Annotated in this window: 23 protein-coding genes; 9 read left to right on the top strand and 14 right to left on the bottom strand. The window is 65.9% G+C overall.

Annotated features, from left to right (window positions below):
- Positions 1 to 3 precede the first annotated feature (3 nt).
- A complete protein-coding gene (locus ACZ9C1_RS04120) occupies positions 4 to 441 on the bottom strand; it encodes a carboxymuconolactone decarboxylase family protein (RefSeq protein WP_038705936.1) in 438 nt (145 codons plus the stop codon).
- Positions 442 to 639: 198 nt separating this feature from the next.
- Between ACZ9C1_RS04120 and ACZ9C1_RS04125 the strand changes: the two genes are divergently transcribed.
- Together ACZ9C1_RS04125 and ACZ9C1_RS04130 are read left to right on the top strand one after the other, a co-directional pair.
- Positions 640 to 1,098 (top strand): nucleoside deaminase, encoded by a 459-nt coding sequence (locus ACZ9C1_RS04125; protein WP_102684944.1) that lies wholly within the window; start codon positions 640 to 642, stop codon positions 1,096 to 1,098.
- A complete protein-coding gene (locus ACZ9C1_RS04130; RefSeq protein WP_198754505.1) occupies positions 1,095 to 2,288 on the top strand; it encodes a cyanate transporter in 1,194 nt (397 codons plus the stop codon). Before ACZ9C1_RS04125 ends, ACZ9C1_RS04130 begins: the two co-directional genes overlap by 4 nt.
- On the opposite strand, the gene pdxR is transcribed toward ACZ9C1_RS04130, so the two are convergent.
- The 7 genes from pdxR to ACZ9C1_RS04165 all read right to left on the bottom strand — a co-directional run bounded on the left by pdxR (position 2,281) and on the right by ACZ9C1_RS04165 (position 10,323).
- Positions 2,281 to 3,714, bottom strand: coding sequence for a MocR-like pyridoxine biosynthesis transcription factor PdxR (gene pdxR, locus ACZ9C1_RS04135; RefSeq protein WP_258700898.1), 1,434 nt, complete (start codon positions 3,712 to 3,714; stop codon positions 2,281 to 2,283). The genes ACZ9C1_RS04130 and pdxR overlap by 8 nt on opposite strands.
- 180 nt (positions 3,715 to 3,894) lie before the next feature.
- Entirely contained in the window at positions 3,895 to 4,233 is a 339-nt protein-coding gene (locus ACZ9C1_RS04140) for a hypothetical protein (RefSeq protein ID WP_102684941.1), read from the bottom strand.
- 194 nt (positions 4,234 to 4,427) lie between these two features.
- Positions 4,428 to 5,666, bottom strand: coding sequence for a glycolate oxidase subunit GlcF (gene glcF / locus ACZ9C1_RS04145; protein ID WP_476253635.1), 1,239 nt, complete (start codon positions 5,664 to 5,666; stop codon positions 4,428 to 4,430).
- Between the two features lie 9 nt (positions 5,667 to 5,675).
- Entirely contained in the window at positions 5,676 to 6,722 is a 1,047-nt protein-coding gene (gene glcE, locus ACZ9C1_RS04150; protein WP_476253636.1) for a glycolate oxidase subunit GlcE, read from the bottom strand.
- Positions 6,722 to 8,221, bottom strand: a complete 1,500-nt coding sequence (glcD, locus tag ACZ9C1_RS04155) for a glycolate oxidase subunit GlcD (protein WP_476253637.1) — start codon at positions 8,219 to 8,221, stop codon at positions 6,722 to 6,724. The genes glcE and glcD overlap by 1 nt, the downstream gene beginning before the upstream one ends.
- Positions 8,222 to 8,241: 20 nt before the next feature.
- Positions 8,242 to 9,462, bottom strand: a complete 1,221-nt coding sequence (locus ACZ9C1_RS04160; protein ID WP_476253638.1) for a M20/M25/M40 family metallo-hydrolase — start codon at positions 9,460 to 9,462, stop codon at positions 8,242 to 8,244.
- A 72-nt stretch (positions 9,463 to 9,534) separates the two neighbouring features.
- Complete coding sequence (locus ACZ9C1_RS04165; RefSeq protein WP_457378083.1) at positions 9,535 to 10,323, bottom strand: SDR family NAD(P)-dependent oxidoreductase; 789 nt, start codon at positions 10,321 to 10,323, stop codon at positions 9,535 to 9,537.
- A gap of 103 nt (positions 10,324 to 10,426) precedes the next feature.
- Here ACZ9C1_RS04165 and ACZ9C1_RS04170 point away from each other — a divergent pair, with 103 nt between their 5' ends.
- Both ACZ9C1_RS04170 and ACZ9C1_RS04175 read left to right on the top strand, forming a co-directional pair.
- Entirely contained in the window at positions 10,427 to 11,389 is a 963-nt protein-coding gene (locus ACZ9C1_RS04170; RefSeq protein WP_139670826.1) for a GlxA family transcriptional regulator, read from the top strand.
- Entirely contained in the window at positions 11,386 to 12,291 is a 906-nt protein-coding gene (locus ACZ9C1_RS04175) for a LysR family transcriptional regulator (RefSeq protein WP_198754498.1), read from the top strand. The genes ACZ9C1_RS04170 and ACZ9C1_RS04175 overlap by 4 nt, the downstream gene beginning before the upstream one ends.
- 47 nt (positions 12,292 to 12,338) lie before the next feature.
- Here ACZ9C1_RS04175 and ACZ9C1_RS04180 read toward each other — a convergent pair whose 3' ends face one another.
- From ACZ9C1_RS04180 to ppnN, 3 genes are all read right to left on the bottom strand, one after another.
- Positions 12,339 to 13,349 (bottom strand): zinc-binding alcohol dehydrogenase family protein, encoded by a 1,011-nt coding sequence (locus ACZ9C1_RS04180; RefSeq protein ID WP_457378084.1) that lies wholly within the window; start codon positions 13,347 to 13,349, stop codon positions 12,339 to 12,341.
- A gap of 118 nt (positions 13,350 to 13,467) precedes the next feature.
- Entirely contained in the window at positions 13,468 to 14,118 is a 651-nt protein-coding gene (locus ACZ9C1_RS04185; RefSeq protein ID WP_094011156.1) for a TIGR04211 family SH3 domain-containing protein, read from the bottom strand.
- A gap of 216 nt (positions 14,119 to 14,334) precedes the next feature.
- Positions 14,335 to 15,708, bottom strand: coding sequence for a nucleotide 5'-monophosphate nucleosidase PpnN (ppnN, locus tag ACZ9C1_RS04190; RefSeq protein ID WP_046855903.1), 1,374 nt, complete (start codon positions 15,706 to 15,708; stop codon positions 14,335 to 14,337).
- Between the two features lie 265 nt (positions 15,709 to 15,973).
- Between ppnN and ACZ9C1_RS04195 the strand changes: the two genes are divergently transcribed.
- The gene (locus tag ACZ9C1_RS04195; protein ID WP_277503718.1) at positions 15,974 to 16,243 is read left to right on the top strand and encodes a hypothetical protein; all 270 of its coding nucleotides are present in this window, start codon (positions 15,974 to 15,976) and stop codon (positions 16,241 to 16,243) included.
- Positions 16,244 to 16,341: 98 nt separating this feature from the next.
- On the opposite strand, the gene pncB is transcribed toward ACZ9C1_RS04195, so the two are convergent.
- Positions 16,342 to 17,541 carry a nicotinate phosphoribosyltransferase gene (pncB, locus tag ACZ9C1_RS04200; protein ID WP_277503720.1) on the bottom strand — a complete coding sequence of 400 codons (1,200 nt, stop codon included), beginning with the start codon at positions 17,539 to 17,541 and terminating at the stop codon, positions 16,342 to 16,344.
- Positions 17,538 to 18,188, bottom strand: coding sequence for a nicotinamidase (locus ACZ9C1_RS04205; protein ID WP_277503722.1), 651 nt, complete (start codon positions 18,186 to 18,188; stop codon positions 17,538 to 17,540). The genes pncB and ACZ9C1_RS04205 overlap by 4 nt, the downstream gene beginning before the upstream one ends.
- 140 nt (positions 18,189 to 18,328) lie before the next feature.
- Here ACZ9C1_RS04205 and ACZ9C1_RS04210 point away from each other — a divergent pair, with 140 nt between their 5' ends.
- The 4 genes from ACZ9C1_RS04210 (at position 18,329) to ACZ9C1_RS04225 (ending at position 21,338) form a co-directional block, all read left to right on the top strand.
- Complete coding sequence (locus ACZ9C1_RS04210) at positions 18,329 to 19,030, top strand: NUDIX hydrolase (RefSeq protein WP_214501558.1); 702 nt, start codon at positions 18,329 to 18,331, stop codon at positions 19,028 to 19,030.
- A 60-nt stretch (positions 19,031 to 19,090) separates the two neighbouring features.
- The gene (locus tag ACZ9C1_RS04215; RefSeq protein ID WP_476253639.1) at positions 19,091 to 20,344 is read left to right on the top strand and encodes an RES family NAD+ phosphorylase; all 1,254 of its coding nucleotides are present in this window, start codon (positions 19,091 to 19,093) and stop codon (positions 20,342 to 20,344) included.
- A 13-nt stretch (positions 20,345 to 20,357) separates the two neighbouring features.
- Positions 20,358 to 20,864, top strand: a complete 507-nt coding sequence (locus ACZ9C1_RS04220) for a hypothetical protein (protein ID WP_277503724.1) — start codon at positions 20,358 to 20,360, stop codon at positions 20,862 to 20,864.
- Between the two features lie 78 nt (positions 20,865 to 20,942).
- A complete protein-coding gene (locus ACZ9C1_RS04225; RefSeq protein ID WP_277503725.1) occupies positions 20,943 to 21,338 on the top strand; it encodes a hypothetical protein in 396 nt (131 codons plus the stop codon).
- A 3-nt stretch (positions 21,339 to 21,341) separates the two neighbouring features.
- Here ACZ9C1_RS04225 and ACZ9C1_RS04230 read toward each other — a convergent pair whose 3' ends face one another.
- Complete coding sequence (locus ACZ9C1_RS04230) at positions 21,342 to 21,959, bottom strand: LysE family transporter (protein ID WP_038705946.1); 618 nt, start codon at positions 21,957 to 21,959, stop codon at positions 21,342 to 21,344.
- Positions 21,960 to 22,119 lie beyond the last annotated feature (160 nt).

The raw sequence follows: 22,119 nt of genomic DNA on the forward strand, positions 1-22,119 counted from the left end.
GACTTAAGCCGGCACCATCGCAAAGCCCACGCCGAAGCGGTTCCAGGCATTGATGGTGGCGATGGCCAAGGTCAGGTTGGCGATTTCCTTGGCGCTGAAGTGCTCGAGCAACGCCTGGTACTCGTCTTGCGGCGCGCCGCGCTCTGGGAGGCGGGTCAGGCTCTCGACCCAGGCCAGGGCGGCACGTTCGCGGGGAGTGAAGTAGCGGGTCTCGCGCCAGACGCTCAGGGTCTGCAGGCGCGCCTCGGTTTCACCGGCCTTGCGCGCATCGTTGGCGTGCATGTTGACGCAGTAGGCGCAGCCATTGACCTGCGAGGCGCGCAGGCGGATCAGCTCCAGCAGCGAGTGTTCCAGGCCGGAGGCGACCAGCGCCTGTTCGAGGCCGATCATGGCCTTGTAGGCTTCCGGCGAGTGCTTGGCCCATTCGATACGGTCATGCATGGTGAGGCTCCAAAGGTGTTCAGGTGGCAAGTGGCACTACCTTAGCGCCGCGTCGCGCCGTGCCGAATAGCCAATCCCGCGCTTTGCCAGGAGGCCAATCGCGCATTTGGATGGCCACTGACAGGCATCCAATCTCTTCATTTCTGTCGGCGCGTCGCAGCCGGGATAATGGCCGGGTCAATACCGGAGAACCGTTTCATGTCCGCAGATCGCTACATGCGCGAGGCCCTCGAGCTGGCCCGCGCCAATATCCAGGCCGGCGGCCGCCCGTTCGGCGCCGTGCTGGTCTACCAGGGGCAGGTGATCGCCCGCGCCGTCAACGAGATCCACAGCACCCAGGACCCGACCAGCCACGCCGAGATGCAGGCCATCCGCCAGGCCGCCCAGGTGCTCGGCCGGCCGCGCCTGGAGGGCGCCGAGATCTATGCCAGCGGCCACCCGTGCCCGATGTGCCTGGCAGCCATGCACCTGTGTGGCATCGAGCGTGCCTGGTTCGCTTACGACAACGATGAGGGCGAGCCCTATGGGTTGTCCACCGCCGCGGTGTATGCGCAGATGGCCCGCCCGCCGCAGCAGCAGAGCCTGCCCCTGCGCCCGATGAAACCCGTGGGTGAGGGCGGCCTGTACCGTGAATGGCAGCAGGCCAGCCAAGGATGAGGGGCGCGCTGAACCTGTTGCTGGTGGTGCTGCTGGCCCTGAACCTGCGGCCGATCCTCACCAGCATCGGCCCTTTGCTCGAACCCATGCGCCAGGGCACCGGCCTGGGTTACCAGCAGGCGGCGTTGCTGACTGCGTTGCCGGTGCTGTGCATGGGCCTGATCCCGTTGTTGCAACCCTGGCTGCGGCGCTGGCTGAGCGAGCATGGCGGCATGCTCGCAGGGCTTGCGGCCATTGCCCTGGCCTGCCTGTGGCGCCTGCAGCTGGACAGCGCCTGGGCGTTGATCGCCAGCGCCGTGGTCGCCGGCTTGGGCGTTGCCGTGGTGCAGGGCATGATGCCGGGGCTGGTCAACCGCTGGTTCCCCAGCCGCCTGGCGGCGAGCATGGGGCTGTATTCGGCGGCGTTGATGAGCGGCGGTGGTTTGGCCGCGGTGCTCGGCCCTGCGATTGCCGCACACTTTGGCCATTGGCAATTCGGCCTGGGCCTCTGGGCGCTGCCGGCGCTGCTGGCAATGGCCGCCTGGGTGCTGCTGCGTCCGCGCCAGCTCACGCCAAGCCTGGCCGCCGGCAGTGGCGGGCACTGGTTCGGCAACCGCAGGGCCTGGCTGCTGGCGTTGTACTTCGGGCTGATCAATGGCGGCTATACCAGCATGGTGGCGTGGCTGCCGGCCTATCACCTGGAACACGGCGGCACGGCCCAGGGGGGCGGCGAGCTGGTCGGCCTGATGACCCTCTTCCAGGTCTGCGGAGCCCTGGGTCTGCCATTGCTGCTGCGGCGCCTGGTCGATCGCCGGCCCGGCCTGTGGTTGGCCTTGCTGATCCAGCTCGGTGGCTTCCTCGGCCTGCTGCTGGCGCCGGCCAGCGCCATGGGCCTGTGGGTGGCGATGATCGGCCTGGGCCTGGGAGCCTGCTTCAGCCTCAGCCTGACGCTGACCCTGGAGCACCTGCGCAGCCCCGGCGAGGCCGGCAGCCTGGCGGCGTTCGTCCAGGGCGTGGGCTTCATCGTCACCGGCATCGTGCCGTACATCACCGGCTGGCTGCGCGATGTCAGCGGCGACTTCCAGGCCTCCTGGACCCTGCTGGCCTGCACCGTGCTGGCGATGTTGCTGGTGACCGCGTCCTTTGCGCCGCAGGGCTACGCCAGGGCGATTGCCCGTGGCCAGCGGCCCGGTGAAGCGCTGGTCAACTGAGGCGCTGCAGGGTGTCGGCGACCCGGTCCAGCGCTGGGTCGATATCCAGCAGCTCGATGGCGCCGAAGCCCAGCAGCAGCCCCGGCCGCACCGGGGCTTCGCTGAAGAACGGGGCCAGGGAGTAGAGGCCCACCTCCACCTTGCGCGCCAGGCTGATCAGCAACTCGACATCCACTCCAGGCTTGGCCAGTGCGCTCAGGTGAAAACCGGCGCTGGTCGGCACCGCGTCGAACCACGGCGCCAGGTCGCCGCCAAGCCGCGCCAGGATCCGCTCGCGGCGGGCGCTGTACACCTCGTGGCAACGGCGGATGTGCTTGTTCAGGTGGCCTTCGCCAAGGAACCGCGCCAGCGCCCATTGCTGCAGGGTCGGGCTGTGCCAGTCGCTCAGGTGCTTGGCCACGCAGGCGGCCTGTAGCACGGCGGGCGGCAGCACCGCATAGCCCAGGCGCAGCTCGGACAGCAGGGTCTTGGAGAACGTCCCGACATACGCCACCAGGCCATGCCGGTCCATGCGTTGCAGGGCCTCGGCGGCAGGCCCCTGGTAGCGGAACTCGCAGTCGTAGTCATCCTCGATGATCAGCGCGCCAAGCGCGGCAGCTCGCGCCAGCAGCGCCTCGCGCCGTGGCACGGCCATGGGCATGCCCAGCGGGAACTGGTGCGAGGGGGTCACGTAGATCAGCCGGGTGCCATCCTCGATCTGCTCCACGCACAATCCCTGGTCGTCCACCGGCACTGACTGCAGGCGTGCGCCCAAGGCCTGGAACAACTGCCGGGCCGGTGGGTAGCCCGGGTCTTCCATGGCCACCTTGCAGCCGGGCTCGACCAGTACCCGGGCAATCAGGTCCAGGGCCTGCTGGGCGCCGTTGCACACCAGCACATCACTGGGCGCGCACTGGATGCCGCGGGTGAAGGCAATGTGATGGGTGATGGCCTCGCGCAGTTCGGGCAGGCCCTGGGCGGAAAACTGCCGCTCGGGGTGCCGCTGGCTGCGGCGCAGGGCGTAGTTCATGCAACTGCGCCACTGATCGTAGGGGAACTGCGACTTGCTCGAGGCGCCGCCGATGAAGTCATAGCGCGAAGGCGCGTCCAGCGCCCGCTGGGCCAGTACCGTGGCGCGCTGGCGCCAGCCTTCGAGGGTGTCGGCGGCGGCCAGCGGAATGTGCTCGTTGTCGCTCTGGCGCAAGGTGCGGCGTGGGGTAATGAAGGTGCCGCGGCCAACCACGCCGCTGAGCAGGTTGTCGTAGGTCAGGCGTGAATAGGCTTCGGCCACGGTCTTGCGCGAGACCCCCAGCTGTTCGGCCAGCAGGCGGGTGGGCGGCAGTTGCGTGCCGGCGGCGAGGTGGCCGCTGTCGATGCCGGCGCGCAGTTGCCGGTAGAGCTGCTCGGCAAGGCCTTTGCGGCCCTCGAGGCGGATGTGCAGTTCCATCGTGGGAAGGGTCCGAAGCGCAGGGATGTAGAAGCTTCGGGGTTTATTGCGGTGGCTGCAAGTAGGGCCGCTTTGCGGCCCATCGCCGGCAAGCCGGCTCCCACACCGACCGCGCCGACTTCGAGCCCGGTGCCTTCCTTGTGGGAGCTGGCTTGCCAGCGATGAGGCGCATACAGGCGATCAAAGTCGGGCGGTGCTGATGGTGATGTAGCCTTTTTCGGGCAGCGCGATGCGGATCACCGTTTGGTCGTCGCAGGCCTTGCGTTTCTGCCTGATGCATACGCCATCCACCGTGGCCTCGCGCATGCGGGCGGGGATGGCGCGGCCCTTGGCGTCGAAAAAGGCCTCGCTGGCGAGCAGCTCGACGCGCTCGATCAGTTGGCGGGTGTGCTCGTCGGTGGCGCAGAAGAAGCGCACGCCCGACAGGTTCGGGTTGTCGTCGGGGTTGCTGACTTCATGGGCCAGCAACTGGCGCAGGGTATGGCGCAGTTCGCGGGTGGGGCGGTCGTGTGTGGGCATGGCATGGCCTCGTCTGGATGGGGTTGGCCGCGTCGGGGCGACCGTAACGTCTCCAGGTCGGATGATGTTTTGCCAAGGGTGTGGCAACAATCAAGAAGCGTCCTTGCTTTTGGTAGGAGGGTTCCGAAAATATAGGCAGGAGGTTGAACATCGCCTTGATCCGCGTCAGCTCCAGCGCCTGTTGCCGAGTCCGTTCATGCCCCGTCAGAAGGCTTGGGATCGAGCGCCGCCTCGACGATCTCGACCCAGTGCCGCACCGGTGTTCGCCCAGCGCTTCCAAGGTGCACCTGGCAACCGATGTTGGCAGTGGCAATGACCTGTGGGCTGCCGCTCTCCAGGGCATGCAGGCGATCATCGCGCAATTGCCGCGCCAGCGTCGGCTGGGTCAGCGAATAGGTGCCGGCCGAGCCGCAGCACAGGTGGCCATCGGGCACCGGGGTGAGGTGAAAGCCCAGGCGCGTCAGCAGGCTTTCCACCGCGCCGCCGAGCTTGAGCGCGTGCTGCAAGGTACACGGGCAGTGAAAGGCCAGGCGTTGCTCGGCGCACACCCCCAGTTGCTCCAGTGGCTCGGCCTGCAGCACCTGCACCAGGTCACGGGACAGCGCGCTGACCTTGGCGGCCTTGTCGGCATAGCGTGGGTCGCCTTCGAGCAAGTGACCATAGTCGCGCACGAATGCGCCGCAGCCGCTGGCGGTCTGCACGATGGCCTCGGCGCCGGCCTCGATGGCCGGCCACCAGGCGTCGATGTTGCGTCGGGCACGCTCCAGGCCGCGTGCCTGGGCATCCAGGTGATAGTCCACGGCGCCGCAGCAAGCGGCCTCGGCTATCGGTTCGACACTGATACCGAGGCGGTCGAGCAGGCGTGCGGTGGCAGCGTTGGTATTGGGTGAGAGCGCTTGCTGCACGCAACCCTCAAGCAGCAATACGCGGCGGGCGTGACCCGTTGGCGGGCGCTGGCCGGCGGCGGCGATCCGTGGCGGCAGCTTGGCCTTGAGGTTGGCAGGGAGCAGGGGGCGCAGGGCTAGGCCGGTGTGGAGCAAGGCCTTGAACAGCGCCGGCCGCGGCACTACCGCACGCAAGCCGCCGCGCAGCAGGCGCTGGCCCAGTGGTCGCGGCACCTGACGGTCGACCACCGCACGGCCGATATCCAGCAGGTTGTGGTACTGCACCCCTGACGGGCAGCTCGTCTCGCAATTGCGACAGCTCAGGCAACGGTCCAGGTGCGTCTGGGTGCTGGCGCTGACCGGTTCGCCTTCGAGCACCTGCTTGATCAGGTAGATGCGCCCGCGTGGGCCGTCCAGCTCGTCGCCGAGCAACTGGTAGGTGGGGCAGGTGGCGGTGCAGAAGCCGCAGTGCACGCAAGAGCGCAGGATGCGCTCGGCCTCGTCGGCGCGGGCCAGGCAGCGGGCGGAGTCACTCAGTCGGGTTTGCATGCCGTGGCCTCACAAGTGTGCATACAGGCGGCCAGGGTTGAAGATGCCCTGGGGGTCGAGTTGGCGCTTCAGCGCCTGGTGGTAGCGCAGCGTCATCGGGTCCAGAGGCGCGCTGCTGTCGTCGCCGGGCGCGTAGGCGGTGGCATGGCCGCCGACCTCGGCCAGCAGGGCACGCAGGGTGGCCGCCGGCGCCTCGGACTTGAGCCAGCGCTGGGCGCCGCCCCAGTCGATCAACTGCTGCCCGGGCAGATCTAGCACGCCGCAGGTGATGGGCAGGGACAGCCGCCACAACGCGGCCGGCGCGGTGAAGAACGCCAGGCGTTGCTCGCGCAGGTCGCCCCAGTACTGCGGGTCGAGTACCTCGCCGCCCAGGCGCTCGCGTGCCGAGCGCACCGAGCCTTCGCCGCCCTCCAGGCGCAGGTGCAGCGCCTCGCCGTCGTGGCTGGCGGCGCTGATCGGCAATGGCTGCTGGCCCCATTCGGCCAACCTGGCCAGCGCCTGGCGGGCATCCATTTCCAGGCGCAGGCCCAGGCACTGGCGCGGCCTGGGCAGCACCTTCAACGAAACCTCGGTAAGCAGCCCCAGGCAACCGAAGCTGCCCGCCATCAGCCGCGATACGTCGTAGCCGGCGACATTCTTCATCACCTCGCCGCCAAAGCGCAGGTGCTTGCCGTGGCCGGTGATCAGCCGGGTGCCCAGCACATAGTCGCGCACCGCGCCTGCCCAGGGCCGGCGCGGTCCCGAAAGCCCGGCGGCGACCATGCCGCCCAGCGTCGCCTCGGGCCCCAGGTGCGGCGGCTCGCAAGGCAGCATCTGCCCGGCCTCGCGGAGCGTCGCCTCGATCTCGCGCAGCGGCGTGCCGGCGCGGGCGGTGAGCACCAGTTCGGTAGGGTCATAGCTGACGATACCGCTGTGCCCACGGGTATCGACCAGCTCGCCGGTCACCGGGCGGCCAAGCATGGCCTTGCTGTTGCCGCCCTGGATGCGCAGCGCGGTACCCTGGCGCAACGCCTGGTTGACCTGCTCCAGCCACTGCTGGCTGAGATCCGTGCCCATCAGAAGCGCTCCAGGTCGGGGAAGGGCAACTGCCCATGGTGCACATGCAGCGCGCCGAACTCGGCGCAGCGCTGCAGGGTGGGGATGTTCTTGCCCGGGTTGAGCAGGCCCCGTGGGTCGAAGGCGGCCTTGACCGCATGGAACAGGGTGATCTCGTCGCTGTTGAACTGGGCGCACATCTGGTTGATCTTCTCCCGGCCCACGCCGTGCTCGCCGGTGATGCTGCCGCCCACCGCCACACACAGCTCGAGGATCCGGCCACCGAGGGCTTCGGCGCGTTCCAGCTCGCCGGGCAGGTTGGCGTCGAACAGGATCAGCGGGTGCATGTTGCCGTCGCCGGCATGGAACACGTTGGCGACCCGCAGGCCGTATGTCTCGGACAGTTGGCTGATGCCAGCGAGCACTCGCGGCAGCTCGCGCCGCGGGATGGTGCCGTCCATGCAGTAGTAGTCCGGCGAAATGCGCCCCACTGCCGGGAAGGCGTTCTTGCGCCCGGCCCAGAAGCGCTCGCGCTCGGCTTCGTCGCAGGCCAGGCGCACCTCGCGGGCACCGGCCTGGCGCAGCACGGCATCGACGCGGGCGCAGTCGTCGTGCACATCGGCCTCGACCCCGTCCAGCTCGCACAGCAGGATCGCCGCCGCGTCCACCGGGTAGCCGGCGTGGATGAAGGCCTCGGCAGCGCGGATCGCCAGGTTGTCCATCATCTCAAGGCCTGCCGGGATGATCCCGGCGGCGATGATATCGGCCACCGCGCGCCCGGCGTCCTCGACGCTGGCGAAGCTGGCCAGCAGCACCCGCGCCACTTGTTGCCTGGGCAGCAGCTTGACGGTGACCTCGGTGACGATGCCGAGCAGGCCCTCGGAGCCGGTGAACAGCGCCAGCAGGTCGAAGCCGGGGCTGTCCAGGGCGTCGCTGCCGAGGGTCAGGCGCTCGCCCTCGACGGTGAGAATGTCCACCTTGAGCAGGTTGTGCACGGTCAGACCGTACTTCAGGCAGTGCACGCCGCCGGCGTTCTCGGCGACATTGCCGCCGATCGAGCAGGCGATCTGCGAGGAGGGATCCGGCGCGTAGTACAAGCCGTAGGGTGCCGCCGCCTGGGAAATCGCCAGGTTGCGCACGCCGGGCTGGACCCTGGCGAAGCGGCCTTGCGGGTTGACTTCGAGGATGCGGTTGAACCGTGCCATCACCAGCAGGATGCCCTGGCTCAGCGGCAACGCGCCGCCCGACAGACCGGTGCCGGCACCGCGCGCGACCACCGGCACGCCGCGCTGGTGGCAGAGCCGCAGTAGCGCCTGCACCTGTTCCAGGCGCTCGGGCAGTGCCACCAGCAGGGGCAGCGTGCGGTAGGCCGAGAGGCCGTCGCACTCATAGGGCTTGAGGTCTTCGCTGCGGTGCAGGATGTCCAGGTCGGGCAGGGCCTCGCGCAGTGCGGCCAGCAGCGCCGGCTTGTCCACGCTGGGCAACGGGCCGTCTACACGTTCGTCGTAGAGGATGTTCATCGGCGCTCCTGCGCAGTGGCCTATTGCGCCAGTTGCCTGATCATTGCCACCGTCAGGTACAGGCGCGGCGCCACGCTGGCGATCTCCATGTACTCGTCGTCGCCATGCAGGCCGGCGCCGACCACGCCCAGGGTCTCCAGCACTGCGGGCTTGTCGCTGTCGGGCACGTAGGCGTAGCCGGCGTCGGTGCCGAAGCGCATGGCGATGGGCTGCAGTTGCCGGTCGATCTTGCTGTAGAGCTGCCGCGCAGTTTGTGCAAGCTGCGTGGAGGCGTCGTTCTTCGCCAGCGGCGGCCGGCCTTTCTCCATGACCAGCTCGACCTGGGTATCGGCGACCAACTGCTTCTTGATGATCCGCAGGGCATCCTCCTGCACCCGCTCGGTTTCGCTCAGGTCGGAATAACGCATGTCGGCCTCGGCGCTGGCCTGGGCAGGGATGATGTTGGCCTTTTCCCCGGCCTTGGCCAGGGTCCAGTTGACAGTGGTGCCCTTGTCCTTGTCGCCGAGAGCGTTCAATTGCAGCAACTGGTGCGCCAGTTCGATCAGCGCGTTGCGCCCGGCCTCGGGCGCGGAGCCGGCGTGGGAGGCACGGCCGTTCACCGTGAGTTTCAGGCGGTTGATGCCGTTGGTGGCGACGGTCACCGCGTCCTTGTCCGGTGGCTCGTAGGAAAAGACGACGTCGTGCTGGCGCGCCAGCTCGGCGATTAGCTGCCTGGAGCCTGCCGAGCCCATTTCCTCGTCCGGGTTGAACAGCACGGTGAGGGTGCGATAGCCCTTGTACTGCTGGTCCTGCAGCAGCTTCAGCGCATGCAGGATCATCGCCACGCCGCCCTTGGCATCGGCCACGCCAGGGCCATAGGCGCGTTCGCCTTCGATACGGAACGGGCGCTTGGCCACGGTACCGGGGCCGAACACCGTGTCGTAGTGGACCATCAGCAGGAAGTCCTTGTTGCCGGTGCCCTTGAATGTGCCGACGATGTTGTCGCCCACCGACGGCGTGGCCGGCTGGGTGGTGACCTTGGCGCCGAGGGCCTCAAGGCGTTTCACCAGCTCGGCGCCGACCTGTTTCAGGCCCGCCTCGGTACCGGTGCCGGTGTCCACCGAAACCAGGGACTTGAGGGTTTCCAGGTAATGAGGCTGTTCTGCCTGGGCCTGGCTGTACAGCTCCTGGGGCGTGGGCTCGGCGGCCTGGGCGGTAGCGCAGGCGAGGGCGAGGGCCAAAGTGCAAAGTCGCAGATGCATGGGCAGGGTCTCGTTGTCATGAACCCTTCAGCGTAGACCCTACCCGATGAATGGCTGCCCGAGCCGTCGTGTCTACAGGCCGTAACGATGCGCCAGACGCTGGTTTGACAACTGCCCGGCCAGGCCCAGGCGGGCACCTTCAAAGGCTTCGTAGCGCTCGAACTCATGCAGTGACGGGATCGAGATCAACCGCTGCGCATCGAAGTCCTGCAACGCCGCCTCGACCAGGTCCTGCGCCGTCATCACGATAGCCGGGTCGAGGTTTTCCACCGGCAGCCCGCCGATGGCCCAGAAGTCCGTGGCGGTGGCGCCGGGCAGCACGGCCTGGACCTGCACGCCGCTGCCGGCCAGTTCCTTGTGCAGCGACTGGCTGAAGGCGGTGACATAGGCCTTGCTCGCGCCATACACGCCATTCAGCAGTTCGGGCGCCAGGCTCACCACCGACGAGATGTTGATCACCGCGCCGCGCCCGCGGGTGACGAAACCGGGTACCGCCGCGTAGGTCAGGCGGGTGAGGGCAGTGACGTTGAGGGCGATCATCCGGCTCATCTGCTCCACGTCGCTGTCCAGCAGCGAAGTGTGGGTGCCGACCCCTGCATTGTTGACCAGCAGGTCGATGCTGGCGTCCTCGCGCAGGCGCGCTTCGATGGATGCCAGGTCCCGGGCATCGGCCAGGTCCGCCGGCAGTACCTCGACGCTGCGGCCGGTCAGGGTGGTGAGGCGCTCAGCCTGCGCGTTGAGGCGTTCGCGGTTGCGCGCCACCAGGATCAGGTCGTGGCCACGGCGGGCCAGTTGTTCGGCGTACACAGCACCGATGCCGGTGGATGCGCCAGTGATGAGTGCGGTGCCTTTCGAGCTCATGGTTGTGACTCCGTGGGTTGGGGTGAGGCCATGATGCTAGGCTTTGCCGTTGGCGCAAATGACGCATATAGCACGTATTCGAGACATGCTCCGGAGTGTACCCATGCATCGGGTCGGTTATCTGTTGTGCGAAGGGTTCCAGGTGATGGCGCTGGCCTCGCAGTCGGTGTTCGAGTTCGCCAACCTGCTGGCCGGGCGGCCGGTCTACGCCTTGGGCAACTTCAGTGTCGCAGGCGGCCCGCTGCGTTCGTCGCTGGGCCTGGTGCTCGACACCCAGGCGGTAGGGTCGCCGAGCCATGCCGATACCTGGCTGGTGGCGGGCACCTTGTCGCCGGTCGACTTACCGCCTACACCCGAGTCGGTTGCGCTGGTGCGGCGCCTCGGCGGCCAGGCCCGGCGCACGGCGGGCATCTGCACCGGGGCTTTCATACTGGCGCAGGCCGGCCTGCTCGACGGGCGCCGCGCCACCACCCACTGGGCCTTTGCCCGTGAGTTCCGCGAGATGTTTCCGCGCATCCAGCTGGAGGAAGACCGCATCTTCATCGCCGATGGCAACCTGTGGACCTCGGCCGGCATGACCGCCTGCATCGACATGGCCCTGGGCATGGTCGAGCAGGACCTGGGCGCCGAGATCGCCCGGGGCGTGGCCCATCGCCTGGTGATGCACCAGCGCCGTTCGGGCGGGCAATCGCAACATTCACAGCTGTTGGCCATGGCGCCACGCTCGGACCGTATCCAGGCGGCGCTGGAGCATGTGCGCGGGCACCTGGGGCAGCCCCTGACCGTCGAGACACTGGCCGAGGTGGCGCACCTGAGCCCGCGTCAGTTCAGTCGCGTGTTCAGCGCCGAGACCGGTGAATCGCCGGCCAAGGCCATCGAGCGCCTGCGCCTGGAGGCGGCGCGGCTGCTGATCGAACAGAGCCGCCACAGCCTTGATGTGGTAGCTCGCGAGACCGGTTTTCGCGATCGTCGGCATCTGCGCGAGGCGTTCCTGCGCGGCTTCGGCATTCCGCCGCAGGCCGTGCGCCGCGATGCGCGGCGCCTGGACAGCGAGGTGCCGGCATGAAGAAACTCGTGCGCATGGACGACCTGCAGGTGTTCGTCAGTACCGTGGCAACCGGCAGTTTCTCCGCGGCGGCGCGCCAGCTGGACATCTCGCCGGCCCTGGCCAGCGGCGCCGTGCAGCGCCTGGAACGCAGCCTGGGGTTCCGCCTGCTGGTGCGTTCGACCCGGCGCCTGCGCCTGTCGGATGAAGGCCAACGCTACCTGCCCCATGCGCGCCAGGTGCTCGAGGCACTGGTGGAGGGCGAAATGGCCCTGGAGCAGGGGCGTGAGGAGATCGGCGGGATGTTGCGCCTGTCCATGCCCTCGGACCTGGGGCGCAATGTGCTGCTGCCCTGGCTCGACGAGTTCCAGTTGCAGCACCCGGGCATCAGCCTGCAACTGCGTCTGAGCGACCAGGTGGCGGACATGGTGGGGGATCGCCTGGATGCCAGTATCCGCTATGGCCAGTTGGCCGATTCGGGCCTGGTGGCGCTGCCCCTGGCTGCGGACAACCGCCGCACGCTGTGCGCCGCGCCGGCCTACATCGCCCGCCATGGCGCGCCGCGCACGCCGGAGGAACTGGTCGGGCACAACTGCCTGCGCTATGTGATGGGCGAGCAGACCCACGAACGCTGGGGCTTCCACCTGCCGGACGGGGTCAGGACGGTGAGTGTTTCGGGCGATCGCACCAGTGACGACGCCGATGTCGTCCGCCGTTGGGCGGTGGCGGGGCTGGGGATCGTCTACAAGTCGCGGTTGGATGTGCTGGCCGACGTGCGGGCCGGGCGGCTCGTGGAGCTGTTCCCACCAGAATGCTGCCAGGCGGCGCCGCTGCAACTGGTGTGCGTGCACCGCCAGGCGGTGTCGCCGGCGATCCAGCGGTTGCGCAGCTACCTGGGGGAGAAGTTTGCCGAGCTTGGCTAGCAAGGCGCCTGCAGGTACGTCATCGCGCCTACAGGGCCCCTATCGGACTAGAAACCTTCCAGTACAACCTTGCCCTTTGCCTTGCCGCTTTCGATCAACTCGTGGGCGCGGCGCAGGTTGGCCGCGTTGATCGCGCCGAAATGCTCGCCCAGCGTGGTCTTGATCACGCCTTCATCGACCAGCCCAGCGATTCGCTCCAGCAGTGCGTGCTGCTTGATCATGTCGGTGGTCTGGTACAGCGAACGGGTGAACATCAGCTCCCAGTGCAACGACAGCGACTTGCGCTTGAGCGGCACCACGTCGAGGCTGGTCGGGTCGTCGATCAGTGCCAGGCGGCCTTGTGGGCGCAGCACCTCGACCAACTGGGCGAAGTGGCGGTCGGTGTGGGTCAGGCTGATCACCAGGTCCACCTGGCCTATGCCCACGGCCTCCAGCTGGGGTGCCAGCGGCTGGTTGTGATCGATCACCTGGTGGGCGCCGAGTTGGCGTACCCAGGCCTGGGTTTCAGGGCGCGAGGCGGTGCCGATCACGGTGAGGCTGGTGAGCTGGCGCGCCAGCTGGGTGAGGATCGAGCCCACGCCACCGCCGGCGCCGACGATCAGCAGGCTTTGCCCTTCGCCGCCGCCTTCGCGCACGCCCAGGCGGTCGAACAGCAGCTCCCAGGCGGTGATCGAGGTCAACGGCAGGGCGGCGGCGCTGGCATTGTCCAGGCTACGCGGCTTGTGGCCGACGATGCGCTCATCGACCAGATGCAGTTCGCTGTAGCTGCCGGGGCGGTCGATGGCACCGGCATAGAAAACCTCGTCGCCGGGCTGGAACAGGGTCACCTGTTCACCGATGGCGCGCACCACACCGACCGCATCCCAGCCCAGCACCTTGGGTTGGCTGGTGCTGCCGCTGCCGGCGCGGACCTTGGTATCGACCGGGTTGACCGCGATGGCGCGGACCTCCACCAGCAAATCGCGTGGGCCGGGGGCAGGGGCGGGCAGGTCGCTGTCATAGAGCGAGGCCGGGTCGGTAAGCGGCAGGCCGTGTTGGGTGAAGACGATGGCTTTCATGGCATCAGGGTCCCTGAGTGGTAGGTAGGGCAACCTTAGCCTGCAAGATTTATCGCAAAAACATCGCAATCACGGGAACAGTTTCAGCATTTTCTTGAAAATGTAGCGGCCATGCTGGTCAGAACCAGCGATCGTTGCGTTTGCGCCCACGGGTCAGCGCCGGCAGGATCAGCCCCGCCAGCAGCCCGGCGCCGGCGATGCTGCCGCCATACACCATGTAGCGCATCATCACCTGCTTGTTCTCGTCACCCAGGCGCGCCTGGGTGTCGCGCAGGCTCGACTGGCTCTGCTCGAGCTGCTCGTTGAGTGCCTTGTTGCGGGTTTCCAGCTCGTCGATCAGCGCCTTGCGCGAGTCGAGGGTCTCCTGCATGCCCTGCACGCGGTTCTTCCAGCTGTCGTCGATGGTCTTGAGCTGGCCGGACAGTTCGGCCACCTGGGCGTCGAGCTGCGGCAGGCGCTCGCTCTGACCGGGCACCGCCTGCAGGTCGCTGGTGAGGATCCACACCAGGTCGCCGCTTTGCCCGCGTACCTGGCTGTAGTTGCCTTGGCTGGTGACCAGGGTGACCTTCTGCCCGGACTTGAGCGTGCCGACGATGCGGTGGCCATCGGTAGGGCCGCTGCGTACGTAAGTGTTCAGGCTGTCACTGACCCAACGCGCATCAGTGGCCGGCTCTTCGGCGTGGGCCGGGGCGGCGAGGGCGATCAGGGCGGCGATCAGGCCACCGCGCAGGGCGGTGAGGGCAGGGGAAGCGGGCTGGATGTCTGGCATGCTGGTCTTCGCTGAAACAGGACGAATGAAGGCCCGATGACTGGGCCGGCGATCCGGTCGGGTGGATTGACCGTCAGCGAAAGACCGTTTTTTTGTGGGCAGGTTCACCACCTGGCGCAGGAAATATCTGCAAAATATTGCGAAAAATCAGGAGTTATTGGCTGCTGTGGGCGCCAGTTCGCCGGCGAAAGGGCCGCAAAGCGGCCCCCAGTGCCCTCAGGCCACTACTTCATAGCACGGCACATACGCCGCCCCACCGGGCAACTTCATGCGGTGCTGGTCGACGAACGCCTGCAGCAGGCGCCCGAGCGGGTCGAGGATCGCCGCATCGCCGCGGATCTGGTAAGGCCCGTGCTCCTCGATCAGGCGGATGCCCTTGTCCTTGACGTTGCCGGCAACGACGCCCGAGAACGCCCGGCGCAGGTTGGCCGCCAGCTCGTGTGGCGGCAGGTCGCGGCGCAGGGCCAGGTTGGCCATGTTCTCGTGGGTCGGGTCGAACGGGCGCTGGAAGCCTTCGTCGATCTTCAGCAGCCAGTTGAAGTGGAAGGCGTCGTTGCGCTCGCGGCGGAACTGCTTGACTGCCTTCAGCCCCTCGACCATCTGCCGGGCCACTTCGGCCGGGTCGTCGATGATGATCTGGTAGTGGCGTTGCGCCGCCTCGCCGAGGGTGGCGCCGACGAAGGCATGCAACTGCAGCAGGAACGGCTCGGCGCTGCGCGGCCCGGTGAGCACCACCGGGAACGGCAGGCCCTGGTTGTCCGGGTGCATGAGGATGCCGAGCAGGTAGAGGAACTCCTCGGCGGTACCGGCGCCGCCGGGGAAGATGATGATGCCGTGGCCGACACGCACGAAGGCTTCAAGACGCTTCTCGATGTCCGGCAGGATCACCAGCTCGTTGACGATCGGGTTGGGCGCCTCGGCGGCGATGATGCCCGGCTCGGTCAGGCCCAGGTAGCGGCTGCCGTGCATGCGCTGCTTGGCATGGGCGATGGTGGCGCCCTTCATCGGCCCTTTCATCACGCCCGGGCCGCAGCCGGTGCAGACATCCAGCTTGCGCAGGCCCAGCTCGTGGCCGACCTTCTTGGTGTACTGGTATTCCTCGGTGCTGATCGAGTGGCCGCCCCAGCACACCACCATCTTCGGCTCGACACCGGGGCGCAGGGTGCGGGCGTTGCGCAGCAGGTGGAAGACGTAGTCGGTGATGCCTTGCGAGCTTTCCAGGTCGATGCGCTGGCTGGCCAGTTCGCTCTCGGTGTAGACGATGTCGCGCAGGGCGCTGAACAGCATCTCGCGGGTACTGGCAATCATCTCGCCATCGACGAAGGCGTCGGCCGGGGCGTTGAGCAGTTCCAGGCGCACGCCGCGGTCCTGCTGGTGGATGCGCACCTCGAAGTCCTTGTAGGCCTCGAGGATGGTCTTGGCATTGTCGACATGGGCGCCGGTGTTGAGGATGGCCAGGGCGCACTGGCGGAACAGGGTGTAGAGGCTGCCGGTACCGACTTCGCTCAGTTGCTGGACTTCACGTTGCGACAGCGTCTCCAGGCTGCCCTTGGGGCTGACGGAGGCGTTGATGACATTGCGTTGGGGCATCTGGTCTTTCCTGTGCGGGTAAAACATCCTTCTTGGACAACACCATACAAGCAAATGTGCGTGGCAACGAGGGGGAGGGTGAAAAACCTTGGTGGCCAGAGGCGCCACGAATGCGCGCTTTGCACAGCGTTCTGTCAATAGCACAGTTGAGCGACTGTGCCGTTGGCCCGGCGGTGATAGGTTTGCCGATAGCCTGGCCTGTCACGATGTTGGCAGGTCGGGCCAATGCCTGTGCGCCTGTCAGATCACTGAAAGGATTTCCAACATGAAAAAGCCAATGACTGCCCTGGCCGTATCCGTAGCGCTCACCTTCGGCATCACTGTTGCGAACGCTTCCGTGCACCCGGCCTCCATCGCTGCGCCGCAAGCCGTCAACCAGGGAACCTCCTCGCTTGGGACGCCCTTCGCTAGCGCTCAACCAGCCAAGAGCATCCAGGTGGCAAGCCTTGCCAGAAACTGCGCCGATGAGCGCTATTCCTGGTGGGAATACAGCGGTTGGGAAATCGTTGGCTGCCTCGCAAGTGGCCAGTGGTAACGATTGACGCGGGCCTGGCGCGTGGCAAGCGCGCCAGGGCTCCTGGATCAGCTGGCTGAGCGGCGTGCTTGTCCGCAAGGGGCAGGCCGGCTTCGCGGTCAATCGACCTTGAACACATGCCGCAGGTACGCCACGAAGTTCTCGTCCCGGCACTGGGTCTTGCCTGGGCTGTCGGAGATCTTTGCCACCGGCGCGCCATTGCACGCGGTCATCTTGATCACGATGTTCATCGGCGTGACACCGGGAATGTCGCAGGTGAGGTTGGTGCCGATGCCAAAGCTGACCTGGATACGGCCATTAAGCGCACGGTACAGCTCGAGCATCTTCTGGAAGTCCAGGCCATCGGAGAAGATCAGGGTCTTGCTCCTGGGGTCGATGCCCAGCCGCTGGTAGTGCGCGATGGCTTTCTCGGCCCAGGCCAGCGGCTCGCCCGAGTCGTGGCGCAGGCCGTCGAACAGCTTGGTGAAATACAGGTCGAAGTCGCGCATGAAGGCATCCATGCCGATGCAGTCGGTCAGGGCGATGCCCAACTGACCACGATACTCACGCACCCAGCACTCCAGTGCGGCGGCCTGGCTGTCGAGCAGCCGTGGACCGAGCTGCTGGTGGGCCATGAACCACTCGTGGGCCATGGTGCCGATCGGCTTGATCTGGTACTCGCGGGCCAGGTGCACGTTGCTGGTGCCGACGAACTTGCCCGGGAAGTCGCGCTTGAGGATGTGCACCACCTCTTCCTGTACCCGGTACGAGAAGCGCCGGCGGGTGCCGAAGTCGGCCAGTTGTAGGCCGGCAAGCTCGTCGTCGCTGGCCTCGGCCCTGAGCCAGTCGAGCTTCTGGTACAGACGCTCGCCGACCTGCTCGATCACTACCTCGCGATAGCGGTAGCGGTTGCGCACCTCGCTGATGATCGCCAGCAGCGGGATCTCGAACAGGATCACGTGCAGCCACGGGCCGTGCACGTGGATCGCCAGCTGTCCGGTAGCGTCCAGGCCTACCTGCACGTAGCGCAGGTTGAAGCGGAACAGGCTGAGAAAACGGATGAAATCCGCCTTGATGAACGGGATCTTCTCAAGGTAGGCCAGCTGGTCGTGGGTTACCGAGACATCGGCCAGTTGTTCGATCTGGTAGCGGATCTCGGCCAGGTAGGGCGCCAGGTCTTCGTTGTTGCGGCAGCGGAATTCCCATTCCACCTCGGCGTTGGGGTAGTTGTGCAGCACCGCCTGCATCATGGTGATCTTGTAGAAGTCGGTGTCCAGCAGGTTCTGGATGATCCGTGGGCCGAAAACGCTGTCGCTCATGGGCGATCCTCCTTGAGTTGCGCCAGTTGGCGGTCGAGGTCCTGTTCATCGGGGCACAGGTGGATGCCGGCGGTGGCCATCTCTGTGCACGCCTGCTGCGCGCCCTCGGCGCTCAGTGCGCGGCAGGCCGGCAGGTACAACAACACCTCGAAACCGGCGCGGCGCAGTTGCAGGGCGGTGGTGCGCACGCAGTAGTCCAGCGCCAGGCCACCAACGATGATCGCCTGTACCTGTTGCACCTTGAGGAACTCGATGACACCGGTGGAGCGGCGTTCCGCCAGGTCGTGGTAGCAGGCGCCGTAGGGGTGCAGGTCGGGTTCGACGCCTTTCCAGACGAAGTAGTCGTAGTCGATGGGGGCGGGCAGGCCGGGGAGCAGTTCGAAGCCGGGCGTGCCGGGGACGCAGTGGCTGACCCAGGTCAGGTCGGCGTTGGCCAGGGGCAGCGGTTGCAGCATCTGCCCGGCGTCGGCGACCATCCAGGCGGCATTGGCCGGGTGCGCGTCCTTGCTGCCCAGGCGCAGGGACGCGCGTTGGGCCATGGCGTTGAGCGCGGGGGCGATCTGCTCGCCACCGGGGACCGGTAGCTCCTGGGGCGCGTTGCTGGTGAAGCCGTTTTGCGCGTCGACGTCGAAACTGGCGGTCTTCATTTGGGGTCACTCCCTGGCTGGACGGTCAATATAATCCATCTGGTGAATTAAATCTGTCAAGGGTGCTTTTATGATGAATTTATCGCTTGATCTATTTAATTGCCCTGATGGAATATAGGCGGAAGAAATGGAGTGAGCCTGTGAGTAGCCCTGAAGTCTTGGCCAGCGTGGATATCGTAGCGCTGCGCCTGTCGCCGCAAACCCAGCGTCTGCAAGTGCTGCTGCACCTGCGTGATCGCGAACCCCATGCCGGGCAGTGGGCCTTGCCGGGTGTGATCGTCAATGGCCGGACTCCGGACAACAGTCTGGACGCCGCCGCGGAACGTGCGTTGGTGGAGAAGGCCCAGGTAGTGCCGCGCCACCTGGAGCAGGTCGGCACCGAAGGCAATGCCTTTCGTGATCCACGAGGGTGGTCGTTGAGCACCTACTACCTGGCGCTGCTCGATCCAGATGGCGAGGTCGACGCCGCGCAACCGATGTTTGTCGACGTCGACGAGGTGTTGGCGCGCAAGCGGCTACTGCCGTTCGACCATCGCCTGCTGGTCGAGCGCGCTTGCGAACGGCTGGCGGCCAAAACTGTGTACAGCAACCTGCCGCTGTACCTGGTGCCGGAGCGCTTTACCGTGCTGGATGCCTTGGCCGCGGTACAAGCGTGCCTAGGGCAGGCGGTCAACGGCACCTCGCTGCGCAAGCGCCTGGAGCGGATGAAGGCAGCGGGCTGGGTGGTGGATACCGGCGAGAAGAACCAGCCCAGGCTGGGACGGCCACAACAACTGTACCGGCATACGCCGCAAGGGGCTGGGGTGTTCATGTTCGACCGTAGCCTTTTGGCTGCCGGGTAAGGAGGCTACCGGGGTGCGTAATCGGCAGATGTTGAGCAAGGGTGTCAGGGGGAGATTCGTATGAGCTACAGACTACTGAATGATCTTTTTGCTGATGCTGAGGACAAGGTTCAGGCATGGATTTGTCGAGATTGCCTGGGCGATTGGATTATTGCCTCCCAGGCCATGACGTTGCGTGAACGCAGGACCTGTTGCGCGTGCGAGCGTGAAGTGGAAAAAGCGCGTGACATCCAGATGATTGCCGATCGTATCCAAGGGGATTTGCCAAAGTATTTTGAAGTCGTGCCCAGCGCAGAAGAGGCCGTTGGCTTTGAATTGGCCCAGGTCGTCGGTCTCTCGATCCACTGTGACAGCGAAAAGGCCAATGCGCTGATAGCCACTTTGTTGGTCAATCCTGAAGCCAGTACCGAGGGCTTCTATCGGGCCGGCCAGCGTTATCGGCAGACGCCGGCAGGAACCTTCGCCGTTCTGCGTGATGAGGTTATAAGCGAATGGCAAGGCTTTGCTCATGAGCTCATCCACGGGCGTCGATACTTCAATCAGGATGTGCAGAATTTCTTTGGTTCTCTGGTATGTGAGGCCTTGCGGGCCAAGCCTCATGAGGGCGCTGAAATTCCCTTGGTTGTAAAGACGCTAGCGGCAGGCAGTGAGCTATTCCGGGCGCGCATTGCCAGCTCTAAGAAAGAGCTGCAAGAGATTCTGGAGAACCCAGGTGCCCAGCTAAGCGCTCCACCCAAGCTGTCTGCGGCGAACAACCGCATGAGCGCTGCTGGCATGCCGTTGTTGTATGTCTCGCAAACGCTGGAGACCTGCGTGGCCGAAGTTCGACCCTCCATCGGCGACACGGTTGTAGTGGGAACGTTTTCGCCGACACGGGATATGACGATCTTTGATTTCACTGCATTGGAAGGCGAGTTTCATCTTGAGGCCTTGAGTCTTTTCGAGCGAGGGCAGCAACAGCGAGCACGGCACCGTCATATGCTGCGGCTCTTGCATGAAGAGCTTGGGCGGCCACTGCGTGCTGAGGATACCGATTATGTGATGACTCAGGCCCTGACCGAATTCATCAGGTACCACAAGGGCGTAGATTTCGATGGCGTTGCCTTTCGATCGGTCCAGAATAAGAAAGGGATCAATTATGTGCTTTTCGATAGTGGTGACGAGAGCCGCCGAAAGTCCCCTGACTGGACGCCGGAATTTGCTGTGGTGCTATCGGAGGCCGATGTGAAAGTGAAAACGATTCAAGCGGTTCACTATGGGCTGTCCGATGCTCAACCCAGTGCACTGACACTGACGGTACAGGCGAATGAATAAAGCAGCTTACCCCATGAAAACCTTGATACTCAGTGCGAGTATCGGCCTTGCAGGTTGCGCCTTGGCGTTGTTCAGCCGTCAGCGCAGTGTTGCGCAATTGAACACGTTGTTTGACTGGCTAGGCGGTGGAGAGGCGAGCCTGGTGGAGCACTTTCTCAGCGGCCTGGGTGTCGTGTTGCTGAGTATTTTCCTGGTGGTGCTCCACGCGAGAATGTCCACCCGGCAAGCATGGCCGAAAGCGTGGCTGCGCGCTGGGTGGTTCGTTGCCCTGCGCTCGAAAGTATTCAGAGCGACACGCCCTATCTACATCGTGCATTGGTCCGCAGTGATTGCGACCGTCTATGTGTTTGCGAGTTGCCAATGGGAGCTTGGCCAGGCCCAGGCGGGGCGAGCCTTTCAGACCTTGCAGCTGTCGATGGATATCGCCGGCAGTGCGACGGCGTGTCTTTTTCTGATGCTATTGATGCGGGCCGATTATCGGCGCGCTCGTCAATCCAGAAGTCTGGTGCTTGGTAGATGATCCGGTTGAGTTATCGCGCAGCGGGCCGTGTCGACTACCTCGGCTACCGGCGAGGTGCGTCATGACTATGCTTGCGAGATGAGTTCGCCCATCCAGACACGTCATCCCTGTCCGCCTGGCGCTTGCGACTGCGGACGCGAACGCCTGGCTGACGGCCCCGAGCGGCGCATCCTGCTGCTCACCCGCGAGGAAGAGAAGCGCCTGCTCGCCCGGTTGGAGAACCTCAAGGACCTGGACGACCTGCGCCACCTGCAACAGCGCCTCTTCGAGCAGCTGGGTATCCGTGTACATATCAGCCCTGGGCTCAATGAAGTGCGGACCATGCGCGGCATCGCCATCGAACTGGAGCCCCAGCCGGGCCTGTGCCGCAAGACCCGCCAGTCGATCCCTGCCGCCATTCGCCGTGGCCTCGAGCGCAACCCGCAAGTGGCCTTCCGCCTGCTCGACGCCCACGACCTGCTGCGCGACGCCTGAGCCTCAGCGCATCGCCGCCAACTTGATGCCGAAGCCGACCAGGCAGGCGCCGGCCAGCCGTTCGAGCAGGTTGGCGATGCGCGGGCTGGCGCGCATGCGCTCGGCCAGACGGTGGGTAAGGAACACCGCGATCAGGCCGTAGAGCAAGGTAAGCCCGGCCACGGTCAGCGCCATGAAGGCGAAGGTGACCACGCCCTGGTGGCGCACCGGGTCGATGAACAACGGGAAGAACGCCATGTAGAACATGATCGCCTTGGGGTTGAGCAGGGTGATCATCATGGTCTGGCGCAGGTAGCGGCCGCTGGCCATGCGGCTCTCGCGCGGGGCGCCGCCGGGCTTGCTCAGCACCATGCGCAGGCCGAGCCAGGCCAGGTAGGCGGCACCGGCCCACTGCACCACGTGGAAGGCGGTGGGGTAGGTGGCCAGCAAGGTGGCCACGCCGGCCACCGCCAGCCACATCAGCACCTGGTCGCCGAGGATCACCCCGAAGGTGGCGGCCAGCCCGCCCTTGATGCCGCCCTTGCCGGTGGCGGTGATCAGGGCGAAGTTGCCGGGCCCGGGGATCGCCAGGAGGATGAGGAACGCGATCACGAAAGCGCCGTAGTCGGTCACGCCGAGCATGGGGATTCTCCTGGGGGTGTTGGGCGGGCAGATTACGATATATGCCATTATTCGCGGCAGTTGCAAAGCCATGACGGCACAGGGAGGTGTTGCTGGCGGTCAAGAGCGTGAGGCCGATCCTAGGTCTTTGCGCCCGAGACTATTGACCGAGTAAGGGCCT

This window comes from Pseudomonas sp. TE21435 (genome assembly GCF_056279265.1).

What these genes read in the sequence shown, in the direction of transcription:
- ACZ9C1_RS04180 (WP_457378084.1), bottom strand. Translation starts at nt 13,349, where the DNA reads ATGAAAGCCATCGTCTTCACCCAACACGGCCTGCCGCTTACCGACCCG.
- ACZ9C1_RS04125 (WP_102684944.1), top strand. Translation starts at nt 640, where the DNA reads ATGTCCGCAGATCGCTACATGCGCGAGGCCCTCGAGCTGGCCCGCGCC.
- ACZ9C1_RS04195 (WP_277503718.1), top strand. Translation starts at nt 15,974, where the DNA reads ATGAAAAAGCCAATGACTGCCCTGGCCGTATCCGTAGCGCTCACCTTC.
- ACZ9C1_RS04160 (WP_476253638.1), bottom strand. Translation starts at nt 9,462, where the DNA reads ATGCATCTGCGACTTTGCACTTTGGCCCTCGCCCTCGCCTGCGCTACC.
- ACZ9C1_RS04130 (WP_198754505.1), top strand. Translation starts at nt 1,095, where the DNA reads ATGAGGGGCGCGCTGAACCTGTTGCTGGTGGTGCTGCTGGCCCTGAAC.
- ACZ9C1_RS04220 (WP_277503724.1), top strand. Translation starts at nt 20,358, where the DNA reads ATGAAAACCTTGATACTCAGTGCGAGTATCGGCCTTGCAGGTTGCGCC.
- ACZ9C1_RS04185 (WP_094011156.1), bottom strand. Translation starts at nt 14,118, where the DNA reads ATGCCAGACATCCAGCCCGCTTCCCCTGCCCTCACCGCCCTGCGCGGT.
- glcD (WP_476253637.1), bottom strand. Translation starts at nt 8,221, where the DNA reads ATGAACATCCTCTACGACGAACGTGTAGACGGCCCGTTGCCCAGCGTG.
- ACZ9C1_RS04120 (WP_038705936.1), bottom strand. Translation starts at nt 441, where the DNA reads ATGCATGACCGTATCGAATGGGCCAAGCACTCGCCGGAAGCCTACAAG.
- ACZ9C1_RS04170 (WP_139670826.1), top strand. Translation starts at nt 10,427, where the DNA reads ATGCATCGGGTCGGTTATCTGTTGTGCGAAGGGTTCCAGGTGATGGCG.
- ACZ9C1_RS04215 (WP_476253639.1), top strand. Translation starts at nt 19,091, where the DNA reads ATGAGCTACAGACTACTGAATGATCTTTTTGCTGATGCTGAGGACAAG.
- ACZ9C1_RS04175 (WP_198754498.1), top strand. Translation starts at nt 11,386, where the DNA reads ATGAAGAAACTCGTGCGCATGGACGACCTGCAGGTGTTCGTCAGTACC.
- pncB (WP_277503720.1), bottom strand. Translation starts at nt 17,541, where the DNA reads ATGAGCGACAGCGTTTTCGGCCCACGGATCATCCAGAACCTGCTGGAC.
- glcE (WP_476253636.1), bottom strand. Translation starts at nt 6,722, where the DNA reads ATGGGCACGGATCTCAGCCAGCAGTGGCTGGAGCAGGTCAACCAGGCG.
- ACZ9C1_RS04165 (WP_457378083.1), bottom strand. Translation starts at nt 10,323, where the DNA reads ATGAGCTCGAAAGGCACCGCACTCATCACTGGCGCATCCACCGGCATC.
- ppnN (WP_046855903.1), bottom strand. Translation starts at nt 15,708, where the DNA reads ATGCCCCAACGCAATGTCATCAACGCCTCCGTCAGCCCCAAGGGCAGC.
- ACZ9C1_RS04140 (WP_102684941.1), bottom strand. Translation starts at nt 4,233, where the DNA reads ATGCCCACACACGACCGCCCCACCCGCGAACTGCGCCATACCCTGCGC.
- glcF (WP_476253635.1), bottom strand. Translation starts at nt 5,666, where the DNA reads ATGCAAACCCGACTGAGTGACTCCGCCCGCTGCCTGGCCCGCGCCGAC.
- ACZ9C1_RS04225 (WP_277503725.1), top strand. Translation starts at nt 20,943, where the DNA reads ATGAGTTCGCCCATCCAGACACGTCATCCCTGTCCGCCTGGCGCTTGC.
- ACZ9C1_RS04205 (WP_277503722.1), bottom strand. Translation starts at nt 18,188, where the DNA reads ATGAAGACCGCCAGTTTCGACGTCGACGCGCAAAACGGCTTCACCAGC.
- ACZ9C1_RS04230 (WP_038705946.1), bottom strand. Translation starts at nt 21,959, where the DNA reads ATGCTCGGCGTGACCGACTACGGCGCTTTCGTGATCGCGTTCCTCATC.
- pdxR (WP_258700898.1), bottom strand. Translation starts at nt 3,714, where the DNA reads ATGGAACTGCACATCCGCCTCGAGGGCCGCAAAGGCCTTGCCGAGCAG.